Raw genomic sequence first — 11640 nt, 5'->3', positions numbered from 1 at the left:
TTGTATTGATAAGTGTCGCGGGTAGCAGCATTTGATCCGGTTAATGCCGCCAGCCCAGTTTTATTCTCCCGGATGATAAGTTCGCTCAGCGTGTTTCAACACATCCTCTTTGTAGAACAATACATCCTTGAATTGTCCTTTGGTATACATCTCCGCCTGGTCGCTGAAATGCGGCGAGTTGGAATGGCTGCTATTGCCCCCTGCTAACAGCGATTTTGCTTTTATTGTTTTCCCAAACTCTACGGCGCAGATAAAGCTATTGCCATTGTATCCATATCTTTTTTGGGTACCCGGCATGGTTCTGCTTACGAACGACGGCAAACAACCCCAGGTAGAGGCGGCCATGCCAGAGGGAATGCTCGGCTTACTGTCGTCGTAAGTTTCCTGCAGGGCGCCGGTTAAACGCTGGTACCGGTTGATGGTTCCCCAGGGAGTAACCCAGGTACCAAATCGTTTATTGAGATCGCGTACTGTTTCGGCAAATGACTCCAATAAAGTTTCTGCAGAAGCAGTTTTCGCAAACAGCGCGGTGCGGCTCACAAAGTCGGGCGCATTTACCCGGTTGATCAGGGACTGCAGTCGTTGGGCCCACTCGATAGCTAGTGTAGTAGCTTCTGATCTTTCATTCGATCGCATGTCCCAATTACGCAAGGTTGGTATCGCTTCTATCAGCAGGTTGCGGCGCGGGTCCGTATCGGGCATGGTAGCATAAGCTTTTACCAGGGCCGGAATCAGATCTTCAAAAAACGCCAGGTAAGTATCGTAGCCCGCAGCGATCAGTTTATCAATGGTAAAACTGCTGTCGCGCGCCATCACCTTCACGGCATTGATGCCACGGAAGTTTTCCGCTTCGGTTGACATATAGGATGGGTAATCGATTTTCTTCGGACTACTACTGCCCGACGACGTAAACGGCGTCGAGTTACAATTCTGTATCCATCCGCTGGCCGGATTGAACAAATGGATGGTTTCATCCAACGGGTGCAGGCCTTTCCATTCCGTTGCTTTGATACTGCCGTCTACAGGTTTCGACCAGTCAAACTGTGTATCACGCCGCGGTATAAAGTTGCCATGCCAGTATGCAATATTGCCCTGGTCGTCGGCATAGACCGTGTTGTTGGAAGCATTGGCCAGCAGCTGCATGTTCTTTTTGAAGCTGGCAAAATTGGTACTCTTGGTACGTTGCCAGGCTTGTATCAGTCCATTGATGTGGCGGTTCACGGCTTTAACGCTGACCCATTTGCCATCGCGTTTGCTCATCACCGGGCCATGGTGAGTGGCATAGGTGGTTATTGATTGGCGACCCATCTTGTCACCATCCTTGTAAGAAAGGGTATAGGTATGCTGCTGCACCGGCAACAGTTTGCCATCGTATTTATAGAAATATCCTGCTCCCTGCTTTACGATCTGCTCGGCATAGAGGTCGGCCACATCAGCATACCCGGAAGTATGCATCCATCCACAATGTTCGTTAAACCCCTGGTACACGAAGAATTGTCCCCAGGTAACTGCACCATAAGCATTCAATCCTTCCAGGCTCACCATATGCACTTCGGGCCGGAAATAGAAGGTGACGTGGGGGTTGATATATAGCAGCGGCTTGCCCGATGCAGTACGTGCAGGAGCGACAGCAAAGCCGTTGGATCCGGAGTGGATCTCTTCAGCAGATTGCACCGTCCGCGCTGGCGCAATGGCAAAGCGGTTGAGGTTGGAGCGGAGTTCTGCTGACGGCGCTGGCGTAAGAGCAAGCGCGTCGGATCCGGAACGGAGTACTTCCGATGACTGCGTCACTAGCGTTTGCCTAAGGGAAAGCCCATTGGAGCCGGAGTTGATCTCTTCTCCCCGCCGCGACGTCCGCGCAGCCACTGAAAGATCGACCGTATAAAAGGTTTTAAGTTCATTGGCCGAAAGGCCGCCTGTATTGATGGCCGCTATGCTTCCATCGGTCCACATTAAAGGATACCAGGGTTCAAAACGCCGTAGTAGTGCCGGTTTTTCCTCCGGGTGTTTGTAGAGGTAATAGTTCATCGCATCGGCCCAGGCGTGCAGGAGCTTTTTAAGCCAGGCAGGACTTTTCGCATAATCTTTGATCGCACCAGCCGAGTCGATGACCAGCCTGGTATAGAGGTCATCATATATACTGCCTACTCCCTTTAGCTCGGCAGTACGGCCGAGTATATCTATATAGTTGCTTTCAATACGTTTGAAGTCGTCTTCGCATTGCGCATACATCAAGCCGAATACGGCATCCGCATCAGTTTTGCCATAGATATGCGGAATACCCCAGTTGTCCCGGATGATAGTAACACTTTTGGCTTGCTGTTCCCATCGCCCAAGTTCGGCTTTCGAAACAGGTTGTGCGCTTATTTCGATAGATAGCAGCAGGAATAATAGTAGTAGCCTCATGTACAGAAGTTACTGGTTTATTGAACAGTGTTTGATTTAAACACCCGGATAAAGTTCTCACCGAGTATCTTCCGGATAGCTTTTTTGCTATAGCCACGTTTCACCAATTCTTCCGTAATCAGCGGAAAGGTCGTTACATCATCCAGTTGCTGCGGAGAAGAGTTGATACCATCAAAGTCGGAACCTAACCCCACGTGATCAACGCCCACCAGTTTTACGATATAGTCGAGGTGGTCGATCAACAAGCTCATTGGCGGCCGCAGGCTCTTCACTTCATCATCATATTTCTGGTACAGGAAGTTGTCGGCGAAATAAGGATCGGTCACGGTTTTGCGCAGCGAATCGCGCTCGGCCTTGTGCCGCTGATTGAAAGCCTGGTTCCTGGCCACAAAACCGCTGTCAAGAAAGCCGGAAAAGAAATTGAGGTGGATCACACCGCCGTTCTTTGCCACTGCTTTGATCTGCTCATCTTTGAGATTTCTGAATACGGGGCAAATAGCATGCACACAACTATGAGAAACTATTACAGGTTTGGTGGTGGTTTGAATGGCGTCCCAGAAAGTTTGTTCGCCCACATGACTCAGGTCAACCATCATACCCAGTTCGTTCATGCGCTTTACGATCTGCCTGCCCATATCATTCAACCCTTTTTTTCTTTCCGGGGAGGTTGCAGGTGCGGCATCGGCGCCAAACTGTGTGCGCGAACCAGGCGTTTCATCCATAGCGCTGGTAGCCCAGGAGGTGGAATTGTTCCAGGTAAGTGTCATGTACCGCACGCCGCGCTTGTATAAGCTGTCGAGGTAGTCGAGCCTGTCTTCTATCATATGGCCGCCTTCTACACCAATCATCGCCGCCAGCTTTCCCTGTCGAACATTCTTTTTGAGCTCGGCCGGTGTGGTGGTGAGTGCTATCTTGTCGGGGTTGCGGGCAATCACGGCATACAATGTATCGATCTGTTGGTTGGCCCGCTTGAACCCTTTGCCTGGGCCATACGATCCATCGCACCAAATGCTGAATATCTCCACGTCTACACCACCTTCTTTAAACCGCGCCAGGTCCGAATGGGTTTTTCCTTTCAGGTTTTGATCGAATGATAATTTATCATCGATGGCAGTGGTGAGGATGTCGTTGTGGGTATCTACGAGTATCGATTTGAAATGGAGCTTGCGCGATGACTGCGCTTGCAGAAAAACGCAATAAACCAGGATGGAACCGAGCAGTAGTGTTTTTTTCATGTGTTGCAGATAACAGCTTTAAATTTAAACAACACTTTACAAATGCGGGCAGGTAATTGTGTTGATCGGTACGAATTTTCTCACCGGTTCGGGTTTAATGGATCAACCTAAAATTACGTTATATTAGAAGGATTAACGGCCTTACAAATGAAAAGAATGCTCACCCTGAAGCGGGTTATCCTGCTGGTGCTATTCGTTGTTCTCCTTCTTATCGCCCGCCCTTTTACGTTTGTGCTGTACCACTGGTACAAAGATCCTGCCCCCACACCTTATTCAAGAACTGGTTATTCGAACGATGCCAGTCGTATTAGTGAAACGCCAGTCGATACCATTATCCGGGTGGCTGGAAATCGCGATGAGGCTATAGATCAATTAGTGCAGTTGGTACACCGGGCGGCGGGGACTGGAAAAAATATATCGATCGCCGGCGCCCGGCATTCCATGGGCGCTCACACGATCAGCAGGGATGGAATTATACTTGATATGACCAATTTCAATTACCTGGAGTTGGATACCGCCAGCAACCTTTTGACGGCAGGTGCGGGCGCACGTTGGGCACAGATCATTCCTTACCTGCATCAAAATGGGCGATCAGTTGCCGTGATGCAGTCGAATAATTCCTTTACCGTAGGAGGTTCTATCAGTGTTAATTGCCATGGCTGGCAACCCAATTCGCCTCCCATAGCCGGTACCGTCGAATCTTTTCGGCTGATAAATGCTGCGGGTCAGTTGATCACCTGCGACCGAAACAACCACCCGGAGCTATTTTCGCTGGTTTTGGGCGGTTATGGTTTGTTTGGCATTATTGTCGACGTGCGCCTTCGGGTAGTGCCCAATGTGATGTATAAGGTACAGCAATACGTGATCCGGAGTGAAGACTATATCAAAAAGTTCAATGAGGTCGTCAATAGCGGAAAACCCGTAGGAATGGTTTATGGTAGGGTGAATATTAACCCGTCGGATTTTATGCAGGAAGCCATATTATCCGTGTTCACAGTCGACAGTCCTTCCGAATTGGTGTCATTAAAAGAAACTGGGTTTAAAGACTTGCGCCGGGCTGTGTTCAGAGGGTCGGCCAACAGCGGTTATGGAAAGAACCTGCGTTGGAAGTTGGAGAAATGGAGTGCACGGTTGATTGACGGCAAATCATTTTCGCGCAATCAATTGATAAACGAACCCGTAGAAGTATTTCAGAATACGCAACCGGGATATACGGATATTCTGCATGAGTATTTTATTCCCACCGATTCTGTTGTCCGGTTCATAGAAGTGCTGCGCGACATTATTCCACAACACAAAGTAGATCTGTTAAACATCACTTTGAGGAACGTTAAGCAGGATGAAGATACTTATCTCCGCTATGCAAACCGGGAAGTATTTGGGTTTGTGATGTTGTATAACCAGGCTATTACGCCCGATGGTGAGCAGGCCATGAAAGCGCTGACACAGACGCTAATAGATAAGGCCATGCTGCTGGGCGGCACTTATTACCTTCCTTACCGGCTTCATGCCACCCGCGAACAGTTGTTTAAGGCTTACCCAATGGCTGGCGATTTTTTCGCCAAAAAGAAATTATACGATTCGCTGGAGCTGTTTCAAAATCAGTTCTACGTCCAGTACAAGTAAACATGCGAAAAGGGACCCACAAAAGTCCCTTTCCACGATTTATATATAGAGTGTGAATTGTTAGCCCAGCGACCTCAGCCATTTGATCAGGTCGTCTTTCGTTTTACCGGTTTTCTCCTGCAGGCGGCCCAGCAATTCATCATCTTTACCTTCTTCATATTTCAGGTCGTCGTCGGTAAGATCGGCATAGGCTTGCTTAACCTTGCCCTTCAGTATATTCCACGTACCTTTTAACTCAAGCTTATCCATATTATTCAATTTTATACCATAGGGTATAAAAAGCCCGTGCCATCAACTGTTCGAATAGGTGGATAGCTTGCCTGTGGAATTAATTCTACTTAGCAAAATGTTAAATGGTCATTGTCTACTCTCCGGGATGGTAGGTTCGTTCTGCATGTTTTTCAATGTCTTCCCGATAGAACCAGGCATCTTTGAATTTGCCTGCTACGTATAATGGAGCCTGGTCGAGGTAATGAGAGGAGGCTGGATTGGCGCTTTGACCAAAGTACATGATGGAACGTGCCTTGATGCGGGGTCCAAATTCAACAATGGCTGTATAAGTATTGCCGCGTGTGCCATAGAATTTTTGCTGGCCGCGTACCTGTCCGTTGCCAAACGCAAAGAGCGAGCCCAGCGGACTTGGTACTGCTGCAACCGGCCAGCTTGGTTTGTTGTCGTCAAACCTTTCGGGCGAACCGGTAGCACGCTGCAGCCGGTTGATATCGCCCCAGTTAATGAACGATGTACCAAACCTCGCTTTTAATGCTGATGCCGCCTTATCCAACAACTCAACGGCGGTGGCGCCGCTCATGGGTAGCTGATTGCCTTGCAGGTCAACTGCATTGTCGTCGCCGGCGGCGCCAGCGGGCCGGCTCTTATTCCACTCATCGTATTGCAGGTACCACATCACCGCCAGGGTGGTAGCCTGGCTGTTGAGGGCATACCGGTAGTTCCATCGCCTTAATGTATCTGCAACGGCGCCCAGGCGGTTGGGCAAATCTGTTGACAGCTGTGCAAGACTATCGTAGCTATGCAGTATCTGTGGCAGCCATAGCGCCATCATCGGCAGGTGATTGCTCACCACCAGTTGCCCGAACGCTTCAAAACTTATTTTATCCTTACTGTCCAGCAGCCTCACCGCTTCCACCGCACGGAAAATATGTTTGTCATAGGCCATATAGGCAGGATAGTCGCTTTGTTTTGGACTACTTACCCCGGCCGCCATATAAGGCGTCGAGTTGCAATTCTGTATCCAGCCGGTAGCCGGGTCGATCACCTGGGCAATGTCTTTTAGCTTGTGCAGCCCCTTCCATTCGGTGGCAGGGTTGCTGCCATCAACCGGATTGCGCCAGTCGAACTGTGTAGACCTTTTGGGTACCGCATTACCATGCCAGTAAGCAGTGCGGCCATTTTTGTCGGCGTACATCGTATTGGGATAACCGAGCGTGCGCATGTTCATGGCGGTCCTGAAGGTCTTGAAATTCTTTGACCGGCACATCTTCCAGCACTGTTCTATATAGCGCGATTGAGGAGCGGTCACGTTCCGGATCGTGACCAGCTGCGCATCTTTTTTTGCAACCACCGGTCCATGATGCGTTTTCTGTAACGAAATGGTTCTTGCCTGCAAACCGTTAGCAGTTTTAACCAGCAGGGTATCCTGCCAATTGGTTGCTACGCGATATCCGGTTCCGTATCGGTAATGGTCAGGATGCGCTGGGTCATCAAAGTGCTCCAGGTAAACATCGGTGAAGTCGACGCCCGAATTGGTGTGCGCCCATCCGGTATGGGCATTGAATCCACTCCAGATATAAAAGTTGCCGAAGATGGCAAAGCCCGATACGTTCAGCCCCTCCTCACTGATGAGGTGGCATTCGTACCGCTGGCCGTTACCAAAGAAGTTAACGTGTGGATTGATGAGCAGCAGGCTGTGGCCGCTGGCCGATTTTACAGGAGCAATGGCCATGGTGTTGGAACCATTTTCCCTTTCTGCAATGCCATCGTCTTCGCCTTCCGCAGCCTCACCGCGAATGATCGAGTTGGTATAAGCCCGCACGGCTGCGTTGCTGATGCCGTGACTGGCAGGATTGTCGGTGCCAGGCAACAGAAAGTACCAGGGTTCATACTGCAGCAGCAACCTGCGTTCCGTATCGGGATGTTTATACAGATAATAGTTGATGCCTGCAGCGGCGCTGTTGCAGAGTTGCCTGATGAGCTTCGGAGCACTGGCATAGTCGGCTTTGGCCTTCTTTACACATTCAAACAAAGCCACCGATACATCGGCCGGCAGCCTGCTTTCGCCATACAACTCGGCCGACCGGCCAAGTGCGCTGATAAAAGTTTCTTCCAGCTGCCAGAAGTTATCTTCACACTGGGTATACATAACACCAAAGGCGCAGTCTGCATCCTGCTTTCCATAAACATGCGGAACGCCCCAGTTATCCCGGATGATGGTGATTTTGTTGGCCTGCGCCTGCCAGGCGCTTACAGCGTCGGTGGTTGTCTGGGCCAGTGCATGCATTGGGAGGAAACATAAAAGCAGGTAGTATTTCATGATCGGGTGGCTCAACTGGTTTGAGCAGACAAGATACGAAATGCAAACAATTGAAAATCAGGGCAGGTATGCGGTGTTGTGCCGGGCGGGCGTGATGATGAAGTGGAGTTGGCTGTCTTTCGTGCAAAATGCTGCAATGCCTCTTGCAGCCATAAAAAAACCCCAACTGGAAAGTTGGGGTACACTAATCAAATACCATTAACCATTAAACCTTATCCTATGAAAGCATAAAGATAATAGCTGTTATGATTTATGGAAAATGTTTTTATTACGGAGTTTATGCTATTAAGTAAAAACGATTAGCGTGGGTAGGCAAAAGCGATAAACGCTTGCCGGCTTAATCTTCCTTAGCCCCCTTCTCTCCTATAAACCAATGTTCTTTTTGTCGGAAAAGTACATTGAAGGTGGTAAGTGAACCATAGATACGGGTGATGTATTGTTGCATGTTGACCTTGTCTTCGTCACTGAGCTGCTTATGGGCATTGATCTGTTGCTCCAGCACGCGCAGGCGGTCGCGCAGCATCACGATCTTATGAAAGAACGCTTCGATCGGCACATCCTTTGGTTTCTGACTTTTATCGGCGGGCTGCAGGAGCATTACGCCGCCTTTCCAGCGGTCGCCCAAGGGAACAGTCTCTGTAATACCTCCCCAAAGCCGCAGGATCTTGAGCAGTGATTTTTCGACATCCGAATGGGTTTCTATCTCTTCAGTAACGTTTTCCGGGATGATCTCATCCAGCTGAGTATCATTCTTGTCGATCTCTTTTACGCCGTGATTGATGAAGGAGATGAGGTAAGTGGCAAAACGGATGCCCACAATAACACCAGGTCCATATTGAGTGTGCTGAAGGCGTGTTCCGATACCCAAAGTAAGTTGATCCATATGCATTCATTTTGCAACCTATTCCTGCGATTTGTGACACGCAATGAAAAGGGCGGCTGTTTATACGTTATTTGATTTTATAAAACTCGTAAGGAGTAAACTCGACAAAATCGGCTACGGTGACAGTCACCGATTTCACCTTGCCTTTGTCGATTGTAAATGGCCATTCTTTAGCACCGTATAAGGCTTCGTTGAAAGTGGCGAGAAAACGGTTACCTCCTAAGGGATCCAGGGTTGCAAACCGGCCATGGTGGTGTTCAAAACGCGCAACCAGTTTTCCGTTTTCGGGCTTGATGCTCATTTTCCCATATACAGCATGATTATAGTCGCCTGCATAAGCGGCGATCGGCAGCAAGGGGGCGGGAAGGTTGGCGATGGTATCCTGCTTTTTCTTCAGCCAGTCGGCCGCATGTTTTTCCTGGGTTCTGTTATACCCCAGGTACACATTGCTATAGTTGCGGTAGGGCAAGCCCAGATAAGCATCCATGATCTCGTAGCGCAGCGCCTCATAAAAATTGTTGGCATCGGTATTAGTAAACACAATAATGCCCAGTGCTTCTTCGGGCAGCATGGCCACGCTGGTCACAAATCCATTCACCCCTCCGGTATGTCCCACAAACTTCCGTCCGCTGTATTCTTCCAGGAACCAGCCCAGGCCATACAGCGAAAAATGCGCCCTGTTGTACATATGACCTCCATTACCAAGGATGGATTGCGGAACGCGGGTTTGCCCAATGGCATTGGGGTTTATGACCGGTTGATCATTGTAACGGCCGCCGCTCAGCAAGGCCTGTACCCAATGGCTCATATCGCTTACGGAAGAACTGATGCTACCTGCGGGCGCCATATTATCGATATTGCCATAAGGTATTTTTTTCAGCACTCCCTTGTCGACGGTGTGGGCCGATGCTTTATTGGGGGCGCTCGCAATGTCTTTAGACAGCGCCAAGGTGTTGTTCATGCCCAGTGGTTTGAAGATGCGTTCTTCCAGGAACTGCGCCCAGGTTTTACCGGTTACTTTGGGGATCACTTCGCCGGCCGTCAGAAAAGCTGCATTGGTATAACCCCACTTGCTGCGGAAGCTATATACGGGTTTCACTTTGCCAAACTTTTCCCGCACCTGTTGGAGGGTAAGGTCGGAGTCGAAGTACATGAAATCGCCCTGGAAGGTCTCAAAGCCCAGGCGATGGCAAAGCAGGTCTCTCAGGGTTGCTTCTTTGGCAACCCAGGGATCGTACAGCTTGAAATCGGGCAGCCATTTCTGCACCTTGTCATCGAGGGATAGCTTCTTATCTGCCTCGAGCATGGCGAGGGCGGTGCCGGTAAATGCTTTGGAGTTGGAGCCGATCATGAACAGGGTATTCGTATCGACCTTGTTATCGGTACCTGCTTCCTTTATCCCATATCCTTTCATCACGACGATCCTGCCATCTTTGATAACACAAACGGCAACACCGGGTATTTGCCAGTCCTTCAGGGCCCGCTCAACATAGGTGTCGAGACTGTCCCGTACAAAAGCGGGTGTTTTGTCCTGGCCAAGCAAGCCGGCCGCTGTAAGCAGACAGATGAGCAGAAAACATGGTTTGATGGGGGTATTGATCTTAGGGAGCATAAGGGATGGGTTAATTGTTGTTAATCATTTATGGCCTGGTACACCAGCACCTTATATAGATTGCCGAGGTTGCCCCAACGCGTAGGATACACGTTGCGGTAAACCAATGCTACCATATCTTCTTTGGGGTCTACCCAATAGGTAGTGGCAAACATGCCGCCCCATTCGAAAGTACCTTCCTGGGTGGGTAGCACAGCGCTTCCTTTTTCGGTCGTGATGCCAAAACCAAGGCCGAATTTATTGGCCCCGCGGCTGATATCTCCGATCTGGTTCATCGTCATCATGCGAACTGAATTATGGCTGAGAATGCGTTTACCGTTGTAGGTACCACCATTCAGCAGCATTTGCAAAAAGACGGCGTAATCATAAATGGTCGACGACAGGCCGCCACCGCCGGAGAAATAAGTACCATCGCTAGCCGGATAGTCGCGTGAAAACTCGCCATTGATGCCGATCCGCTCGGGCATGGGGATTACTTTTTTGGTGTCGGCGTTCTCGGTATATAGCATCACCAGGCGATGCTGTTTGTCTTTGGGTAAATAAAACCAGGTGTCTTTCATGCCCAGGGGGTCAAAGATCCGCTTGCGGAGAAATTGGTCGAGGGGCATGCCCGATGCCACTTCCACCAGGTATCCCAGCACATCGGTGTTCAACCCGTAAGTAAACTTTTCACCCGGCTGGTGAAACAGGGGCAGTTTGCCAAGCACTTTCATCTTATCACCCAGCAATATTTTGCCTACGCCGATACCGCCCACCACACCAGCTTTCGCATAGATGGCATTGGCTTCGGGAGAGCCGATCTGCGCATAACCGATACCAGAGGTATGGGTCAGCAGGTCGCGGATAGTGATCTCGCGCTTGGCGGGAACGGTGGTATAACTGGAGTCGTCCTTGTTGAATTTATCCAGCACGACAGGCTTGCGGAATTCGGGCAGGTAATTGGATATGGGATCATCCAGCATGAATTTGCCTTCTTCGTACAGCATCATCACGGCTACGCTCGTGATGGCTTTGGTTTGAGAGGCGATGCGGAAGATGCCATCTTTTTGTAGCGGGGTGGAGGGGTTCTTATCGTACCCGACACTTTTATAATAAGCGATCTTTCCATGGCGGATCACCAATGCTACGGCGCCGTTCATGCGGCCGCTGTCAACATAGGTTTGCAATAAATGATCGATGCGCTGCAGCCTGTCGGCCGAAAATCCTGCGGCAGCAGGGTTGGTAGCAGCAGTGATGACCGGGGTTGTTTTGGTTTGGGCAAAGCCGGTGCAGCATAGAACGATACAGCCTGCCAGCCCTATCAATTTTTTCATATGCAGGTAAATTG

8 protein-coding genes are annotated in these 11640 nt (G+C 49.8%); 1 reads left to right on the top strand and 7 read right to left on the bottom strand.

The features are described from left to right. Positions 1 to 60: 60 nt before the first annotated feature. Positions 61 to 2406, bottom strand: a complete 2346-nt coding sequence (locus tag P2H89_RS20940; protein WP_275830520.1) for a penicillin acylase family protein — start codon at positions 2404 to 2406, stop codon at positions 61 to 63. Between the two features lie 17 nt (positions 2407 to 2423). Further along, entirely contained in the window at positions 2424 to 3641 is a 1218-nt protein-coding gene (locus P2H89_RS20935; RefSeq protein WP_275830518.1) for a dipeptidase, read from the bottom strand. A gap of 147 nt (positions 3642 to 3788) precedes the next feature. Here P2H89_RS20935 and P2H89_RS20930 point away from each other — a divergent pair, with 147 nt between their 5' ends. Further along, positions 3789 to 5267 (top strand): FAD-binding oxidoreductase, encoded by a 1479-nt coding sequence (locus tag P2H89_RS20930; RefSeq protein ID WP_275830516.1) that lies wholly within the window; start codon positions 3789 to 3791, stop codon positions 5265 to 5267. A 60-nt stretch (positions 5268 to 5327) separates the two neighbouring features. Here P2H89_RS20930 and P2H89_RS20925 read toward each other — a convergent pair whose 3' ends face one another. From P2H89_RS20925 to P2H89_RS20905, 5 genes are all read right to left on the bottom strand, one after another. Next, positions 5328 to 5516 (bottom strand): CsbD family protein, encoded by a 189-nt coding sequence (locus tag P2H89_RS20925; protein ID WP_275830514.1) that lies wholly within the window; start codon positions 5514 to 5516, stop codon positions 5328 to 5330. A 115-nt stretch (positions 5517 to 5631) separates the two neighbouring features. After that, complete coding sequence (locus P2H89_RS20920; protein ID WP_275830512.1) at positions 5632 to 7785, bottom strand: penicillin acylase family protein; 2154 nt, start codon at positions 7783 to 7785, stop codon at positions 5632 to 5634. A gap of 370 nt (positions 7786 to 8155) precedes the next feature. Further along, positions 8156 to 8701 (bottom strand): hypothetical protein, encoded by a 546-nt coding sequence (locus P2H89_RS20915; RefSeq protein WP_275830510.1) that lies wholly within the window; start codon positions 8699 to 8701, stop codon positions 8156 to 8158. 67 nt (positions 8702 to 8768) lie between these two features. Beyond that, on the bottom strand, positions 8769 to 10313 hold the full coding sequence (locus P2H89_RS20910; protein WP_275830508.1) for a serine hydrolase: 1545 nt from the start codon (positions 10311 to 10313) through the stop codon (positions 8769 to 8771). A gap of 20 nt (positions 10314 to 10333) precedes the next feature. After that, positions 10334 to 11626: a serine hydrolase domain-containing protein gene (locus P2H89_RS20905; RefSeq protein ID WP_275830506.1), complete on the bottom strand. Its 1293-nt coding sequence runs from the start codon at positions 11624 to 11626 to the stop codon at positions 10334 to 10336. Between the last annotated feature and the right edge of the window lie 14 nt (positions 11627 to 11640).

Source organism: Paraflavitalea sp. CAU 1676 (assembly GCF_029223285.1).
In the GTDB taxonomy this organism is placed as follows: domain Bacteria; phylum Bacteroidota; class Bacteroidia; order Chitinophagales; family Chitinophagaceae; genus Paraflavitalea.
Note: the sequence above shows the minus strand (reverse complement) of the source record. Positions and strands in the feature narration are given on the sequence as shown.